Below are 16,194 nucleotides of genomic sequence, written 5' to 3' on the forward strand. Positions count from 1 at the left end.
CATGAGGTCTGCCTATTCCGCCCCCGCAATCCGCGCGGCCGAGGAGCGCGCGATGGCCGAGGTCGGTGACGGGGTGCTGATGCAGCGCGCTGCCGCCGGGCTCGCCGTGGTGTGCGCGCGACGGCTCCGAGAGCGTCGGGGTCGGGTCTCCGGGGCCCGCATCCTGGTGGTGACCGGCCCCGGCAACAACGGTGGCGACGGGTTGTACGCCGCCGCGCGGCTCGCCCGGCGCGGCGTGCGGGCGTACGCCTGGCTGGTCACCCAGCAGGTGCACTCCGCCGCCTGGCGCGCCTTCGAGCGCGCCGGCGGTCGCCGGCTCGAGCTGGGCGTGGTCCTGCGCGAACTGGCCGCCGAACGGTTTGATCAGGTGATCGACGCCGGCTTCGGAATCGGTGGCAGGGAAGGGGTTTTCGGAGACCTCGCCCGGATCGCCCGGGGGGCCCGCGGTCACGCCGACGTGGTCGCGGTCGACCTGCCCTCGGGGCTCGGCGTCGACACCGTACGCCCCCGCCACGACGTGTTCACCGCCGATGCCACCGTCACCTTCGGCGCCCGGAAACCGTGTCTGCTCACCGATCCCGGCCGATCAGCCGCCGGCCGGGTGGAACTGGTCGAGATCGGCCTCGAGCTCGGTGAACCCGACCTCGCCCAGTGGCAGGCCAGCGATCTCGCCACTCACTGGCCGTATCCGCACGCCTCCAGCGACAAGTACGCCCGCGGGGTGGTCGGTGTGGATGCCGGCTCGGCGCGCTATCCGGGAGCCGCCGTTCTCGCGGTCGGGGGAGCCGTCCATGCCGGTGCCGGGATGGTCCGGTTCATCGGCGATGAGCAGGCGGGATCCGCTGTGGTGCAACGATTCCCGAACGTCGTCCCGAGCTCGGGGCGCTGCCAGGCATACCTGCTCGGATCAGGCTGGGGAAACCGACCGGACGCCCGCACCACGATCGAGTCGGTGGCCGCCACCGGCCTGCCCGTGGTGGTCGACGCCGACGGCCTGCAGCATCTGCCCGATCGGCTCTCGCCCCGCTTCCTGCTCACCCCGCACGCCGGCGAACTGGCCCGGCTGCTCGGCACCGAGCGCGACCAGGTCGAGGCCGACCCGGTCGCCGCGGTCCGCACGGCGGCCGAGCGCACCGGCGCCACGGTGCTGCTCAAGGGCGCCACCCAATACGTCGCCGAGGCCGGTGAATCGGTTGTCCGGTTGGCCGTCGGAGGTCCCGCCTGGACCGCGCAGGCCGGCTCCGGGGACACCCTGGCGGGGGTCTGTGCGGCCCTGCTCGCGGCCGGGCTGCGGCCGCGGGATGCCGCCCTGGGCGGTGCCAGCCTGCAGGCGGTCACCGCCACCCGACACCCCGGCCCCTTTCCACCGCAGGAGCTCGCAGAGTTCTTCCCTGAAACGATTTCTGCCCTCGAGGAGCTGCTCCGTGGCTGAGCACTCGATGATCGACCCGGCCACCGCGAGCGCCGAGGTGGACCTGGCCGCCTATCGGCACAACCTCACCGCGATCGCCGAGCTGGTCGCCCCGGCCGAGGTGATGGCGGTGATCAAGGCCGACGCCTACGGGCACGGGATGCTTGCCTGCGCCCGGGCCGCCCGCGCAGCAGGCATTGGCTGGCTCGGCGTGGTCACCCTGGCCGAGGCGTCTGCGGTGCGCGGCGACGGCGACTCCGGTCGGTTGCTGGCCTGGATGTTTGGCCCCGATGAGGACCTGGCCCCGGCCGTCGCCGACGACGTCGACCTCGGCGTACACGATGCTGACCAGCTGAACCGGGTGGTGGCCGCCGCCGCGACCTGCGGGAAAACCGCGCGGATCCACCTCAAGGTCGATACCGGACTCTCCCGCAACGGCTGCCCGATCGCGAGGTGGCCGGCCCTGTGCGCCGCGGCCGCCGAGGCCGAACAGGCCGGGGCGGTCGAGGTGGTCGGCGTCTGGTCACACTTCATCGCCTCCGACGACCTCGAGCTGTCCGCCACAGCCGACCAGCTCGTCTGCTTCGAACGAGCCGTCGAACAGGCCCGGCAGGCGGACCTCGAGCCGATCCGGCACCTGGCCAACTCCGCCGGGGCGCTTCAGGTGCCGGAATCCCGGTTCGAGCTGGTCCGCGTCGGCATCGCCTCCTATGGGGTCGATCCGGGCGAGGAGATCGCCGCGGCCCACGGCGTACCCCTGAAGCCGGTGATGCGGCTGCGCGCCCAACTGGTGAACGTCAAGCGGGTGGGAGCCGGCACCGCCGTCTCCTACGGCGCCACCTGGACCGCACCCGCTGACACCGTGCTCGGTCTCGTCCCGCTCGGGTACGCCGACGGCGTACCCCGGCACGCCAGCAACCTCGCCGAGGTCGAGGTGAACGGGCGCCGCTGCCCGATCCGCGGCCGGATCTGCATGGACCAGTTCGTGGTCGACCTGGGGCCGGGGGCGAGTGATCAGGTGGGTGACGAGGTGACGTTGTTCGGCGGGTCGTCGAGCCCCTCCGCCGAGGACTGGGCCGAGGTGTGTGGCACGATCGGCTATGAGATCGTGACCCGGGTCGGGACGCGCGTCCCACGCAATCATCGCGGCGGCGAGCAAGGAGGTTGAGCAGGTGAGTCCGGCACGCCGTGACCCCTCCCGGATGGCGCAGGGCTTCGGCCTGGTCACCGGAATCGCCGCGCTGGCCGCCGGTGCCGTGGCGACCGGCTGGGAGTTGGAGCGGCGGCTGGTGGCCCAGCGGTTCAAGCGCCGTCGCGAGCTCCCCGGTGAGGCGTTCTTCACCCTGCGGGCACCCGGCCCGGAGGTGGTCACCTCCGACGGCGTACGCCTGCACGTCGAGGTGGACCCGCCGCCGAAGAGCGACGCCGGGGTGACCGTGGTGCTGGTGCACGGCTATGTGCTGTCGCTGCACTGCTGGCACTTCCAGCGCAAACACTTCCGTGGTACCCGCAAGGTGGTCCTCTATGACCAGCGCAGCCACGGCCGCTCGGGGCGTTCCAAGGCCCGGTTCTGCCGGATCGACCAACTCGCCAAGGACCTCAAACGGGTCCTCGACGCCACCACCGAACCCGATGAACCGGTGATCCTGGTCGGGCACTCGATGGGCGGGATGACGATCCAGGCGTTCGCCCGGCAGTACCCGAAGCTGATCGGCACCAAGGTCGTCGGCGCGGCCCTGCTGGCCACCTCGTCGGGGGATCTCAAGGACCACTCGATCATCCCCGGGGTGTCGGGCGAGGTGTTCCCGATGCTGGCCCAGCCCGTGCTGTCCGCGGCCAACCGGGTCCCGGCCCTGGTCGAACGATCCCGCCGGGTGTCCACCGACGTGTCCTTCGTGGTGACCAGGCGGATGTCGTTCGGCTCGGATGTACCGGCGGAATATGTGCACTTCATGAGCGAGATGGTGGCGGCCACCCCGATGGAGGTGGTGGGCGACTTCTATCCGACCTTCGCCGAATTCGACGGGAGCCGGGCGATGCCGATCCTGGGCCGGATCGAGATGGCCGTGATCGGCGGGGCGTCGGATTCGATCGTGCCGGTCGAGCACACCCAGGCGATCATCGACCAGCTACCGGGGGCGGACGCGCTGATCGTTCCTGAGTCGGGCCACATGGGGATCATCGAGCACCATCAGGCCTACGACGAGGTGCTGGATCACCTGGTCGAGCGCGTCGAGCGTCACCTCTAGGGCGTACGCCCGGAGGTCCGGCTCAGGCGGCGGCGTAGTAGACCGCGTCGATCGCTTCCTGGTAACGCAGCACCAGGTCGGCGCAGGTGCTCTCCCAGGTGCGGTGCTCCACGGCCTCGCGCGCCTTGCGGGCGAAGATGCTGCGCTTGAAGTCGTCGCCCAGCAGGTCACGGACGTGTGCCCGCATGCCCGCCAGGTTGCCCGGCTCATACAGCCAGCCGGTGTGCGACGGGTCGATCAGGTCGATGGGGCCGCCGCGGGCCGGCGCGATCGCGGGTACGCCGGAGGCCTGGGCCTCCTGGATGGTCTGGCAGAACGTCTCCAGCTCACCCGGTGCGACGAACAGGTCGAAGCTGGCCATCGCCCGCGGCAGGTCGTCGCCGGTGAGCTGGCCGAGGAAGATCGCGTGCGGCAGGATCCGCTGCAGCTCCTCGTGGCGCGGGCCCTTGCCGACGATGACCGTGCGGGTGTTGGGCAGGTCGGCCAGCACCTCGAGGTCGTCCACCTGCTTCTCGGTGGCCAGGCGGCCGACGTAGCCGATCACCTTTTCGCCGTTGGGCGCCCACTGCCGACGCAGCTCCTCGTCGCGCTTGCCGGGGTGGAAGCGGACCGAGTCGACCCCGCGGCCCCACAGCCCGACCCGCTGGACGCCGAGCGAGATCAGCTGCTGGCGGGCGTAGGTCGAGGGGGCGAGGGTCATCGTGGCCAGCTGGTGCACGTTGCGCACCCACTTCCACAACAGCTGTTCGGCCTGCGGGATGCCGTAGCGGGTGACGTAGGTGGGCACCTCGGTCTGATAGATCGCGACCGTCGGCAGGCCCATCCGGTGGGCCGCCAGCCCGGCCCGCTGACCGAGCGCGAACGGGGCGGCCAGGTGCACCACGTCGGGGTTGAAGTCGGCGAAGATCCGCTCGAACCGCCACTGCGGGGTGGTGGCGAGCTGGACGTCGGAATAACCGGGCAGCGCCAGCGAGGTGACCGGGACCACCGGGAACCCCTCGTATTCCCGCGGGGCGCGACCGCCGTGCGCCGGAGCGATCACCAGGGCCTCGTGGCCGGTCGCCCGGAGGTGCTCGAGGACCCGCAGCACGGAGTGGGTGACTCCGTTGATCTGCGGCAGGAAGGACTCGGTCACGATGGCTACCCGCACATCCCCAACGTAGCCGGGCCCGGGCAAAGACTCGTAACCCTCGAGTCGTCGTGTCCGCCAACAGAAGGTGACGAATCGGTGCACACGGGCGAACCCGAGGGGTCAACCGCACAACTCCGGTGTCACGCCGTGACCCCGACGAGGGGACGCGGGCCTGCGCGGCGCCCCCGCCAATGATCAAGGAATTCTGCGGTTGGTGCCCGGTCACGGAGCGGTCTCCGGCTGCTGCGAGTGCCCGGCGGCCCTCCGGGGGAGCGCGAGCATCGCCACCGCGGCCAGGAGATAGGTGGCGATCTGCCACGGCAGCACCTGCATGAGGGCGTGACCGAACACCTGCTCGGCCGTCCCCGGTGGGTGCGGAGCGGCCGACGAGTGCAGCGCCTGGAAGAAGATCGTTGCCAGGACGGCGATCCCGACCGCACCGCCGATCTGGTTCACGGTGGAGAGCACGCCGCCCGCCGAGCCGGCGTCGCCTGCGGGAACCCCGGCCAGGACCACGTTGACCAGGATCGGCGCGCCCAGTCCGAGCCCCAGGCCGCCGAGCAGCAGCACGCCGGCCAGCGGCCAGTAGCCCGGTGTCTCACCGTCGCGCAGAAGCCACCACAGCAGCCCCTGGGAGGCGGCCAGGGTCAATGACCCGGTGATCACCAGCGCGCGACCAGCCTTGGCCGCCAACGCGACGCCGGCACCGGAGGTGATCATGGAACCGATCGCATACGGAAGGATCACCAGTCCGGTTTCCCAGGCCGTTCGCCCGGTCCCGGCCTGCAGGTAGATCGACAGCACGAGGAAGAACGACGCCAGCCCACCGAAGAAGAGGGTGGCGGCGACCAGGCCCGCGGCGAAGGGCCGGATCGACAGCAGCGCGGGATCCAGGATCGGTTGGCCACCTCGCCGGGCGAGTCGCGTCTCGTGCCACAGGAAAACGGTCAACAGGACCACGCCCACGGCCAGCACCACCCACCCCCAGACCGGCCATCCCCAGTCACGGCCCTGGACCAGCGGCAGCAGTATGAACACCACGCCGACGGCGGCCAGGGCCGCGCCGATCACGTCCGGCCGGGCTCGAGTGCCGGCGTGCGACTCCGGCAGCATTCGCACCCCCAGAATGAGCGCGACGGCGGCGACCGGCACGTTCAGCCAGAAGATGGTGCGCCAGCCCAGACCCCCGAGATCGAGATCGACGAGCGCGCCCCCGAGCAGGGGTCCAGCGACCGATGCCAGGCCCTGGACCGCGCCGTAGGCGCCGAAGGCCTTCGCCATGGCCGCGGGCTCGAAGGATGATCGGATGATGCCGAACACCTGCGGGACCATGAAACCGCCGGCGCACCCCTGCAGCACCCGAAGCGCGATCAGTGTGCCCGCGGACGGAGCCAGTGCGCAGGCCGCCGAGGCGAGGGCGAAGGCTGTCAAGGAGATGAGGAACACCCGGCGCCGGCCCGCCTGGTCGCCGACGCGACCGCCGGTGATCAGTCCCGATCCGAGCGCCAGGACATAGGCGGCGAGCATCCACTGCAGCTGCGCCTCGGAGGCCTGCAGATCAGCGGCGATGGCCGGGGCCGCGACCGCGATGATGGTGACGTCGAGCAGGTCCATGAACGAGGCGAACAGCACGACCAGCAGGGCGAGCGAGGCTTGGCGTCCGGCCACCTTCGGCTCGTCGGCCGAGGTGGCGGCTTTTGCGGTTGATGAAGTCATGAAATCACCGTGTCGCAGGTGACGGACACCGAATGGCCGCTATTTCTGACAAAGTCGAAAACGTGGCAGACACCTCGGCACGCGCGCTCCGACTGTTGTCGCTGCTCACCGCGCGCGCGGTGTGGTCCGGCGAGGAGTTGGCCGACCGCCTCGGCGTCTCCGCCCGGACCCTGCGCCGCGACGTCGACACGCTGCGACAGCTGGGTTATCCGGTGCAGGCGATCAAGGGTCCGGCCGGGGGATACTCCATCGGCTCTGGGGGAAAGCTGCCGCCCCTGGTCCTCGACGACGACCAGGCGATCGCCATCGCGTTGGCTCTGCAGACCGCCCCGTCGACGGTGCGAGGCATCGAGGACGCCGTCGGCCGGGCGCTGACCACCCTGCGCCAGGTGATGCCGGCGCGGCTGAGGGCGGCCAGCGAGGCCTTCGTGGTCACCAGCCTGCGCAACTACTGGGAGTTTTCGGCACCCCCGATCGATGTCGCGACCCTGCAGGCAGTCGGGACAGCCATCCGTACCAGCCGCACCCTGAGATTCGACTACGCCTCCATCGACGGGCACGTGCCCGCCCCCGGCGATCCCGACTTCCGAGCACCCCGCGAGGTGGAACCGCACCAGCTCGTCGTCTGGGCCGGCCGGTGGTACCTGATCGCCCGGGAACCGCGTGAGCACTCCTGGCAGACCTTCCGCGTCGATCGCGTGCACCCCAGGAGCCCGACCGGGCGCCCCTTCGTCGCCCGACCGCTGAACCCGGACGACCTGACCCGACTCGTCATCCAGAACCCTGATCGCGGGGACACGCCGGGCCAGTGGCCGTGTGTCGGGTCGGCCACCTTGCCCCTGCCCGCCGACGTGGTCGCCCGATGGGCGCCGGGTGGCTCGGTCGTCACCCCCATCGATACGCGACGCTGTCGGCTGACCATCGGGGGATGGTCGTGGGCCGGTGTCGCGGGACTGTTCATCACCTTCGACTCAGAGCTGGATGACGTCAGCCCGGGGGAGCTGGCCGCCGCCTTCGCCACCATCAGGGAGCGGCTCGGGGGATGACCACCCGCACAACTCCGGTGTGACGCCGTGACCCCGACGAGCGGACGCGGGCCTGCGCGGCGCCCACGCCAATGATCAAGGAATTCTGCGGTTGGCGGTGGCACTGCTAGACTTTCCCCTTGCGATCGGGCGGTACGCCGACCCGGTTCCCCGGCTGCGCAGCGCAGTGCGGGACAGGGGTCACCCCGACACAGCCGTGCGGGGGCCCGAGGTTCGTCTTCCGACACTCTTCCACCAACACGCAGAACTTGTTGGTGCCGCCGGCCAGGTCCGGCGCCAAGGGGCCGCTGACGTACCTGACAGCGGACCACGAGGTCCAGAGATGAGTGTGTCGTGTCCAAGCGCCCAGTCGCCAAGATCCGGAGCAAGGCCGCCCGGCCGAAGAGCTTCAAGTCCGACGGTACGCCGAAGAAGCGGTGGAGCTCCGCCGAGCGCGCCGCCAAGGGGCACTCGCCCCGTCGCAGCGGCGGCCGTGCGCGCACTGAACGCGAGCAGGAGGGCCGGTTCGAGGGCCGCCCCGAGCGCACCGAGCGGCGGACCGATTCCCGTGGTCGTTCGTTCGCCCGCGTCCAGCCCGAGCGGGACGACCGCGACCGCGGTGGTCGCGAGGACCGGTATGAGCGCGGCGGTCGCAACGACCGCTTCGAGCGCAGGGACCGCAACGATCGCAGTGATCGGTTTGAGCGCAAGGACCGTTTCGACCGCAACGATCGCAACGATCGGTTCGAGCGCAACGATCGGTTCGAGCGCAGGGATCGGTTCGAGCGCAGGGATCGGTTCGACCGCCCGCAGCGCGCCGACCGGAATGACCGATTCGACCGCCGCGACCGCGACGACCGCCCCCGCGGTCGCTTCCAGAGCGATGACCGTCCCGAGCGCGGAGACCGGTTCGGCCGGCCCCAGCGCAACGATCGCTACCAGCGCGATGAGCGCCCGCAGCGCAACGATCGCTTCGACCGCAACGATCGCCACAACCGTGAGGACCGCAACGAGCGCCCCCAGCGCGATCGGTTCGAGCGCGATCGGTTCGAGCGCGACCGGTTCGAGCGCGACGACCGTCCCCAGCGCGACGACCGTCCCCAGCGCGACGACCGTCCCCAGCGCAACGACCGGTACGACCGCAACGACCGTCCCCGCGGTGCCGGCCGCAGCACCTCCCGTGGCTCCGATCGCTTCGGCGCCGGCCACCACCGCGAGGATCGGCACCGGGTCGAGCGCCGCGAGCGGGAGCGTCCGGCGTACGCCGAGGACGACTTCGAGCCCGCCGACACCATGGAGTGGCAGGCCGCCGAGCTCACGCCGACCCACGCCGAGCCGGAGCAGACCGCCGCGCACGAAGGACAAGGGCACGAGGGCCCCGGGTTCGCCGAGCTCGGCCTGCCGCAGCCGCTGGTCGACGCGCTGAGCGGGCAGCAGATCACCACCCCGTTCCCGATCCAGGCCGCCACCATCCCCGACGCGCTGAGCGGGCGCGACGTGCTCGGCCGCGGCCGTACCGGCTCGGGCAAGACCCTCGGCTTCGGCCTGCCGCTGCTCAGCCGGCTGGCCGCCGGCGACGCCGACCCCCAGGGCCGCCCCGGCGCGGTCGTGCTGGTTCCGACCCGCGAACTCGCGCTGCAGGTGGCCGACGTGCTGGCCCCGCTCGGCAAGGTGCTCGGCCTCAGCGTCACCCTGGTCGCCGGTGGCATGGCGTTCGGCCCCCAGCTGAAGGCGTTCGACCGCGGTGTCGACGTCGTGGTCGCCACCCCGGGCCGACTGATCGACCTGATGGACCAGGGCGCCGCCGACCTCACCCAGGTGCAGATCACCGTGCTCGACGAGGCCGACCACATGGCCGACCTGGGCTTCCTGCCCGAGGTCACCACCATCCTCGACGCCACCCCGGCCGGCGGGCAGCGGCTGCTCTTCTCCGCCACCCTCGACCGCGGCGTCGACCGGCTGGTCCGGGCCTATCTGAACGACCCGGTCACTCACGAGGTGGACGAGGCGAAGGCGTCGATCACCACGATGGAGCACCAGGTGCTGCACGTGCTGCCGCACGACAAGAACGCCACCACCGCCGCCATCGCCAACCGCGACGGCCGCACCGTGGTGTTCGTCCGCACCCAGCTCGGCGCCGACCGCGTCGCCGAGCAGCTGCGCGAGGCCGGTGTGATGGCCGGTGCCCTGCACGGCGGCCTGACCCAGGGCGCCCGCGCCCGCATCCTGGCCGCGTTCAGGGAGGGCAGCCTGCCCACCCTGGTCGCCACCGACGTCGCCGCCCGCGGTATCCACGTCGACGACGTGTCGCTGGTGCTCCAGGTCGACCCGCCGATGGGCCCCAAGGACTACCTGCACCGCGCCGGGCGGACCGCTCGCGCCGGCGGCAAGGGGGTCGTCGCCTCGATCGTGCTGCCGCACCAGCGCAAGCTGATGCGCCGGATCACCGGCCAGGCCGGGGTCCGGGTGGAACCGGTGGAGGTACGCCCGGAGGCGACCGAGCTCGGTGAGCTGACCGGTGCCCGCACCCCCAGCGGCGAGGCCGTCTCCGAGCAGGCGTACGCCCAGCTCGTCGCCCCCCGCCACGAGGCCAAGGGGCCGCGCAAGCGCAAGCCGGCCTGGGGTCGCGAGGGGGACCGGCACGGCAACCGTGGCCGTCGCCCGCGCGGTAACGGCGGACCCGGCCGCGGCCCGCGGAACCGGAACGAGGGCTGACCTTGGCACGGCCGCAGCAGCCCGACCCCGCCGACCCGGTGCTCGACCTGGCCGTGGTCGAGGTCGCCGACGCCGCCGGGGTGCTCGAGGTGATCCACGCCGCCTTCGGCGCGCGGGCCGAGATCGACCCGCCGCCCCCGGCGCTGTCGGAGACCGCCGAGTCGGTGGCCGCCGAGATCGCCCGTGGGACCGGCGTCGTCGCCCGCGTCGCCGGCCGGGTGGCCGGAGTGATCCTCCTCCCGCCGCCCGACCCGGAACGCCCGGCCACCACCCGGCTGCAGCGGGTGTCGGTGCATCCGGCCTATCAGCGCCACGGGGTCGCCACCGCCATGGTCGAGGCGGTCTGCGAACTGGCCACCGAACTCGGCAACCACCGGGCGGAACTCTTTGCCCGCAAGGAGTTCCCGGAGGTGGTGGCCTGGTGGCAGCGGCGTGGGTTCGCGATCAGCACCGAGCTGGAGCACGGCTTCGACCTCGCCCGCGAGCTGCCGATCCGGTTGCTGGTGCCCGACGCCGGGGCGATGCAGGCCCTTGGCGTACGCCTGGCCGCGGCCCTGCGCCCCGGCGACCTACTGCTGCTGACCGGTGAACTGGGGGCCGGCAAGACCACCCTCACCCAGGGCATCGGCGCCGGCCTCGGGGTCGACGAACCCGTCGTCTCGCCCACCTTCGTGCTCTCCCGGATCTATCCGACCGCCGAGCAGCGCCCGGACCTGGTGCACGTGGACGCCTATCGGCTCGGCAGCGCCGACGAGCTCGACGACCTCGATCTGGACTCCGGCGCCGACCGTTCGGTGACCGTGGTCGAGTGGGGCGCCGGGGTCGCCGAACAGCTCGCCGACGAACGACTCGAGATCGAGATCCGCCGCGGTGCGACCGAGCAGGGGGAGACCGGCGATACCCGCGAGGTCTGGCTGAGCTGGATCGGCGCCCGCTGGTCCGCCCTGCGCGGGCTGCTGGGGGAACCCCGATGACGGGCCACCCTGACCAGGGCCGCGTCCTCGCCATCGACACCTCGACCGACGTCCGGGTCGGGGTCGCCGTCGACGGCACGATCGTCGCCCGCCGCCACGTCGCCGACACCCGCCAGCACGTCGAACAGCTCACCCCGCTCGTCGCCGAGGCGCTGACCGAGGCCGGCCTGCGACCCGATGAGCTCGACCTGGTCTGCGTCGGGCTCGGCCCGGGGCCGTTCACCGGGCTGCGGGTCGGCATCGTCGCGGCCCAGCTGCTGGCCGGGGTGCACGACGTGGCGCTGCACGGCGTGTGCAGCCTCGACGTGCTCGCCGCCCAGGCCCTGCGTACGCCCGGATTCTCCGCCCCGCAGGGATTTCTGGCCGTCACCGACGCGCGCCGCAAGGAGGTCTACTGGGCGGGGTACGCCCCCGACGGCAGCCGCCGCGAGGGCCCCACTGTGAGCGCTCCGGACCAGCTGCCCGCGTTGCCCGCGGTCGGCCCCGGTGCCGCTCTGGTCGGTCGGCAGTCGCCGATCGACCACGTCGACGCTGGTCTGCTCGCCCAGCTCCACCGCGCCATCCCCGACGCCGGTACCGAACCGCTCTATCTGCGCCGCCCCGACGCGGCCGTCGCCACCCGGCGCAAGTCGGCGCTGCCCACCTCGCGGCCCAGGTTGCGACGGCGATGAGCACCTCGCGACCGGCGACAGAGACCGACCTGCCCCGGATCCACGAGCTGGAAGCCGCCTTCGTCGAGCGCGAACGGTGGAGCCGGACCGCGTGGGCCGACGAGCTGGCCGCCGACAACCGGATCGTGCTGGTCGCCGGCGACCCCGTCTCCGCGGTCGCCACCGTGCAGCACGTCGGCGAGGTCGCCGAGCTGAACCGGATCGTGGTCGACCCCGCCGCGCGCCGCCGCGGCCTCGCCTCGACGCTGCTGGAGCAGGGGATCGCCGCCGCCGAACGGCTCGGCTGCACCGAGCTGCTGCTCGAGGTACGCCACGACAACACCACCGCGCTCGGGCTCTATGCCCGGCACGGGTTCACCGAGATCGCCCGCCGCGCCGACTACTACGGTCGGGGCGTGGCCGCGGTGATCCTGCGACGACCACTCGACCAGACACCGGAGGGACCATGACCGAACCGTTGATCCTGGGCATCGAGTCCTCCTGCGACGAGACCGGGGTGGCCCTGGTCCGCGGCCGCGAGCTGCTGGCCAACGAGGTCGCCTCCTCGGTCGAGCAGCACGTCCGCTTCGGCGGGGTGGTGCCCGAGGTGGCCAGCCGGGCGCACCTGCAGGCGATGCTGCCGACGGTACGCCGAGCGGCCGAGACCGCCGGGGTACGCCTGGCCGACGTCGACGCGGTTGCGGTCACCGCCGGCCCCGGGTTGATGGGTGCGCTGGTGGTCGGCATCTCCGCGGCCAAGGCGCTGGCGTTCGCCCTGGACAAGCCGCTCTACGGGGTGAACCACCTCGCCGCCCACTGTGCGGTCGACCTGCTGGAGCACGGCGAGCTGACCCTGCCGACGGTGGCGCTGCTGGTCTCCGGCGGGCACACGTCGCTGCTGCGGGTGGACGGGATCAACGAGATCACCCAGCTCGGCGCCACCATCGACGACGCCGCGGGCGAGGCCTACGACAAGGTGGCCCGGCTGCTCGGCCTCGAATACCCCGGCGGCCCGGTGATCGACCGGCGTGCCCGGGCCGGTGACCCGACCGCGATCCGCTTCCCACGCGGGCTGACCGCCCGGCACGACCTCGAGAAGCACCGCTTCGACTTCTCCTTCTCCGGTCTGAAGACCGCGGTCGCACGCTGGGTGGAGACCGCCGAGCGCGACGGGGTCGAGGTGCCGGTCGACGACGTCTGCGCCAGCTTCCAGGAGGCGGTCTGCGACGTGCTGTCGGCCAAGGCCGTCGACGCCTGCACCCACCTGGGCATCGACAACCTGCTGATCGGCGGGGGAGTGGCCGCCAACTCGCGGCTGCGGGAGCTGCTGGAGCAGCGTTGCGCGGCGACGGGGGTCACCCTGCGGAGGCCGCGGCCGGCCCTGTGCACCGACAACGGGGCGATGATCGCCGCATTGGCGGCCGAACTGGTCCGCCGCGGTGCGCAACCGTCGGGTCTCGGGTTCGGTGCCGACTCCGGGTTGCCGGTCTCCCGCGTCCTGGTCTGAGATGCCCACTCTCACAATCGACCACGCGTGGTCTCGACCCGCCGGTCTGCTGCCGGTCCGCGGTCCGCGGCCGAGCACGCGTGGTCGATCCGGAGAGTCGTTGGTGGGAGCCCGATGATGGACCCCGCCCTGGCTCGGCGGCTGGTCGCGGAAGAGGGTCGCGCGGCGATCGAGGCGGCCACCGCCCAGCCCGATCCCGCCTCGCTCGCCGCGGCCACCGCGCTGCGCCGCCGATTCGACCCCGAGTTGGCCGCCGCCGCGCTCGCCCAGGTGCAGCTGCGCCGCCGGGCCGTCGCCAAGTTCGGCGCCGCCGCCGAAACGATGTGGTTCACCCCGACCGGGCTCGAACAGGCCACCCGCCCGGCGGTCGCGCGCTGGCGGGCCCAGCGGCTCGTCGCCGCCGGCGTCCGCCGGATCGCCGACCTCGGCTGCGGACTGGGCAGCGACGCCCGGGCGTTGACCGAGGCCGGGCTCGAGGTGCTCGCCGTCGACGCCGACGAGGCGACCGCCGTGTTCGCCGCCGCCAACCTGGCCGGGGTCGCGGTGCGGCACGCCCGCGCCGAGCAGGTCGAGCTCGCCGAGGACCAGGCGGTGTTCTGCGACCCGGCCCGTCGCCGCGGCGCCGAACGCAGCTGGCGGGTCGAGGATTTCCAACCCCCGTGGGATTTCGTCACCGGGCTGCTGGATCGTCCCGTGGGGGCGGTGCTCAAGCTCGGCCCCGGGCTGCCGTTTCGGCTGCTGCCGCCGACGGCCGCCGCCGAGTGGGTCTCCCACACCGGTGACGCGGTGGAGGTGTCGCTGTGGTCTTCCCGGTTCGGCGAACCGGGCCGGGCCGCCACCCTGCTGCCCGGCGGAGACCGGATCGTCGCCGACGACCGACCGATCGCCGTGACCGGGGTCGGGGCCCACCTGCTTGAGCCCGACCCGGCGGTGATCCGCAGCGGCGCGGTAGCGGCGCTGGCCGCCCAGCTGGGTGCGACCAGGGTCGCTCCCGACATCGCCTACCTGAGCGTCGACAGACCGGCGCAGACCCCGTTCGCCGAAACCTTCCGGGTGCTGGAATCCCTGCCCTACAAGGAGAAGACGTTGCGGGCCTGGGTGCGCGAACACCGGGTCGGCACCCTGGAGATCAAGAAGCGGGGGGTGGAGCTCGACCCCGCCGCGTTGCGCAAGCGGCTGCGCCCCGGCGGTCCGAACGCCGCCACCCTGGTGATCACCCCCACCCCCGACGGCGCCCGCGTCCTGGTCGTGGCCCGGGTCTGACCTCGGTCCAACGGCCAGTGGATAGGCTGGGCACGTTCTCGGCAAGGAGGGGTCATGGACATCCCGAGCACGATGCGCGCGAGCGTACTGATCGCCCCGCACCAGCTCACCATCGAGGAGCGTCCGGTACCCGAGCCCGGGCCCGGGGAGGTGCTGCTCCGGGTCGAATCGGCGGCCGTTTCCGGTTCCGACGTCAACCTGTGGTCCCGCGGTCGCGGCACCAACGCCGTGCTCAGCGAACCGGTGGTGCTCGGCCGCACCGCCTCGGGGACCGTCGTGGCTAGCGGAGCGGGGATCGACCCCGGCCGGGTCGGTCAACTGGTCGCCATCGAACCCACCCTGTGCTGCCGCCACTGCACCATGTGCCACCAGGGCCGATTCAACCTGTGCGAACAGATCCGCTTCCTGGGTACGCCCGGATCGGACGGCGCCTTCCGGGAATATCTGACCCTGGCTGCCGACTTCGCCCACCCGGTCCCGGGGGAGCTGTCGGCCGATGTGGCCGCCCTGATCGAGCCGATGTCGGTCGGCCTGGCCGCCCTGCGCAAGGCCCACGTCGGCGCCGGCTCCCGCGTGCTGGTCACCGGCGCCGGGCCGATCGGGCTGACCACCGTCGCTGTCGCCAAGGCGCTCGGTGCCACCGACATCACCGTCACCGACCTGTCCGCCGACCGACTCGAACTGGCCCGGGAAGCCGGCGCCACCACCATGCTGGACATGACCTCGATGGGGGTGGTGATCCCCGAGACCCACTTCGACGCGTTCATCGAGTGCTCCGGGTCGCCGGCGGCGATGCGCCGCGGCTTCCCGGCGGTACGCCCGGCCGGGCGGGTGGTGCTGGTCGGCCGCGGGCCCGAGCAGTTCGCCGTCCCGGTCGCGCTGATGCAGAACCGCGAGCTGACCGTGGTCGGTTCCTTCCGGTACGCCAACACGTTCGCGACCGCGATCGACCTGGCCGCGGCCGGCATGGTCGACCTGGCCGGGCTGGTCGGGGAGCACTACGGGTTGGATGAGATCGAGCACTCGCTGGACACCACCCGGCACAGCAGCGGACGCAAGTCGATCGTCCACCCGGGCCGCTGAGGCGTACCAGTTCGGCAGTCTTGGCACTCGGGTTGCCCGAGTGCCAGCCGCACGCTAGATTCGGATTAGCACTCTCCCCGTGAGGGTGCCAACGGCCAGGGACGGCACCCGCGACGACGGCCCGGGCTTTGTGAGCGAATCCGAACCAAGACATTGAAAGGGGCCTGACGTGGCAGTCACGATCAAGCCGCTCGAGGACCGCGTCCTCGTCCAGCCGCTCGAGGCAGAGCAGACCACCGCCTCCGGACTGGTCATTCCGGACACCGCCAAGGAGAAGCCGCAGGAGGGCAAGGTCATCTCCACCGGCCCGGGTCGCGTCGACGACAAGGGTCAGCGCGTCCCGATGGACGTCGCCGAGGGCGACGTCGTCATCTTCTCCAAGTACGGCGGCACCGAGGTGAAGTATGACGGGCAGGAGCTGCTGCTCCTCAACGCCCGCGACATCCTCGCCGTCGTCTCCAAGTGAGCC

At 72.1% G+C, this 16,194-nt stretch carries 14 protein-coding genes; 12 read left to right on the top strand and 2 right to left on the bottom strand.

The features are described 5' to 3' along the window. Nucleotide 1: 1 nt before the first annotated feature. The 3 genes from CGZ93_RS05405 to CGZ93_RS05415 are packed head-to-tail and all read left to right on the top strand — an operon-like array spanning nt 2 to nt 3,660. Nucleotides 2-1,432 (top strand): bifunctional ADP-dependent NAD(P)H-hydrate dehydratase/NAD(P)H-hydrate epimerase, encoded by a 1,431-nt coding sequence (locus tag CGZ93_RS05405; protein ID WP_094363128.1) that lies wholly within the window; start codon nt 2-4, stop codon nt 1,430-1,432. Beyond that, on the top strand, nt 1,425-2,579 hold the full coding sequence (gene alr, locus CGZ93_RS05410; RefSeq protein WP_229117217.1) for an alanine racemase: 1,155 nt from the start codon (nt 1,425-1,427) through the stop codon (nt 2,577-2,579). Before CGZ93_RS05405 ends, alr begins: the two co-directional genes overlap by 8 nt. 4 nt (nt 2,580-2,583) lie before the next feature. Continuing rightward, nucleotides 2,584-3,660 carry an alpha/beta fold hydrolase gene (locus tag CGZ93_RS05415; RefSeq protein WP_094363129.1) on the top strand — a complete coding sequence of 359 codons (1,077 nt, stop codon included), beginning with the start codon at nt 2,584-2,586 and terminating at the stop codon, nt 3,658-3,660. Nucleotides 3,661-3,682: 22 nt separating this feature from the next. Here the strand turns inward: CGZ93_RS05415 and CGZ93_RS05420 are convergent, their stop codons facing one another. Both CGZ93_RS05420 and CGZ93_RS05425 read right to left on the bottom strand, forming a co-directional pair. Beyond that, entirely contained in the window at nt 3,683-4,810 is a 1,128-nt protein-coding gene (locus tag CGZ93_RS05420; protein WP_094363130.1) for a glycosyltransferase family 4 protein, read from the bottom strand. A gap of 204 nt (nt 4,811-5,014) precedes the next feature. Further along, complete coding sequence (locus CGZ93_RS05425; RefSeq protein ID WP_094363131.1) at nt 5,015-6,508, bottom strand: MFS transporter; 1,494 nt, start codon at nt 6,506-6,508, stop codon at nt 5,015-5,017. A gap of 62 nt (nt 6,509-6,570) precedes the next feature. Here CGZ93_RS05425 and CGZ93_RS05430 point away from each other — a divergent pair, with 62 nt between their 5' ends. The 9 genes from CGZ93_RS05430 (at nt 6,571) to groES (ending at nt 16,191) form a co-directional block, all read left to right on the top strand. Beyond that, complete coding sequence (locus tag CGZ93_RS05430; RefSeq protein ID WP_094363132.1) at nt 6,571-7,554, top strand: helix-turn-helix transcriptional regulator; 984 nt, start codon at nt 6,571-6,573, stop codon at nt 7,552-7,554. 333 nt (nt 7,555-7,887) lie between these two features. Continuing rightward, a complete protein-coding gene (locus tag CGZ93_RS05435; protein ID WP_229117218.1) occupies nt 7,888-10,248 on the top strand; it encodes a DEAD/DEAH box helicase in 2,361 nt (786 codons plus the stop codon). A 2-nt stretch (nt 10,249-10,250) separates the two neighbouring features. Beyond that, nucleotides 10,251-11,222, top strand: a complete 972-nt coding sequence (gene tsaE, locus CGZ93_RS05440) for a tRNA (adenosine(37)-N6)-threonylcarbamoyltransferase complex ATPase subunit type 1 TsaE (protein ID WP_229117219.1) — start codon at nt 10,251-10,253, stop codon at nt 11,220-11,222. Beyond that, a complete protein-coding gene (gene tsaB / locus CGZ93_RS05445; RefSeq protein ID WP_094363133.1) occupies nt 11,219-11,893 on the top strand; it encodes a tRNA (adenosine(37)-N6)-threonylcarbamoyltransferase complex dimerization subunit type 1 TsaB in 675 nt (224 codons plus the stop codon). Before tsaE ends, tsaB begins: the two co-directional genes overlap by 4 nt. After that, a complete protein-coding gene (locus tag CGZ93_RS05450) occupies nt 11,890-12,342 on the top strand; it encodes a GNAT family N-acetyltransferase (RefSeq protein ID WP_094363134.1) in 453 nt (150 codons plus the stop codon). The genes tsaB and CGZ93_RS05450 overlap by 4 nt, the downstream gene beginning before the upstream one ends. Next, nucleotides 12,339-13,379, top strand: coding sequence for a tRNA (adenosine(37)-N6)-threonylcarbamoyltransferase complex transferase subunit TsaD (tsaD, locus tag CGZ93_RS05455; protein ID WP_094363135.1), 1,041 nt, complete (start codon nt 12,339-12,341; stop codon nt 13,377-13,379). The genes CGZ93_RS05450 and tsaD overlap by 4 nt, the downstream gene beginning before the upstream one ends. A 117-nt stretch (nt 13,380-13,496) precedes the next feature. Next, nucleotides 13,497-14,642, top strand: a complete 1,146-nt coding sequence (locus CGZ93_RS05460; RefSeq protein WP_094363190.1) for a class I SAM-dependent methyltransferase — start codon at nt 13,497-13,499, stop codon at nt 14,640-14,642. Nucleotides 14,643-14,696: 54 nt separating this feature from the next. Continuing rightward, nucleotides 14,697-15,725: a zinc-binding dehydrogenase gene (locus CGZ93_RS05465; RefSeq protein WP_171195007.1), complete on the top strand. Its 1,029-nt coding sequence runs from the start codon at nt 14,697-14,699 to the stop codon at nt 15,723-15,725. Nucleotides 15,726-15,894: 169 nt separating this feature from the next. Next, nucleotides 15,895-16,191 carry a co-chaperone GroES gene (gene groES / locus CGZ93_RS05470; RefSeq protein WP_094363136.1) on the top strand — a complete coding sequence of 99 codons (297 nt, stop codon included), beginning with the start codon at nt 15,895-15,897 and terminating at the stop codon, nt 16,189-16,191. Nucleotides 16,192-16,194 lie beyond the last annotated feature (3 nt).

Origin of the sequence: Enemella dayhoffiae (assembly GCF_002250625.1) — a bacterium.
In the GTDB taxonomy this organism is placed as follows: Bacteria; Actinomycetota; Actinomycetes; order Propionibacteriales; family Propionibacteriaceae; genus Enemella; species Enemella dayhoffiae.

What these genes read in the sequence shown, in the direction of transcription:
- tsaD (WP_094363135.1), top strand. Translation starts at nt 12,339, where the DNA reads ATGACCGAACCGTTGATCCTGGGCATCGAGTCCTCCTGCGACGAGACC.
- CGZ93_RS05450 (WP_094363134.1), top strand. Translation starts at nt 11,890, where the DNA reads ATGAGCACCTCGCGACCGGCGACAGAGACCGACCTGCCCCGGATCCAC.
- CGZ93_RS05465 (WP_171195007.1), top strand. Translation starts at nt 14,697, where the DNA reads ATGGACATCCCGAGCACGATGCGCGCGAGCGTACTGATCGCCCCGCAC.
- CGZ93_RS05460 (WP_094363190.1), top strand. Translation starts at nt 13,497, where the DNA reads ATGGACCCCGCCCTGGCTCGGCGGCTGGTCGCGGAAGAGGGTCGCGCG.
- CGZ93_RS05425 (WP_094363131.1), bottom strand. Translation starts at nt 6,508, where the DNA reads ATGACTTCATCAACCGCAAAAGCCGCCACCTCGGCCGACGAGCCGAAG.
- tsaB (WP_094363133.1), top strand. Translation starts at nt 11,219, where the DNA reads ATGACGGGCCACCCTGACCAGGGCCGCGTCCTCGCCATCGACACCTCG.
- CGZ93_RS05405 (WP_094363128.1), top strand. Translation starts at nt 2, where the DNA reads ATGAGGTCTGCCTATTCCGCCCCCGCAATCCGCGCGGCCGAGGAGCGC.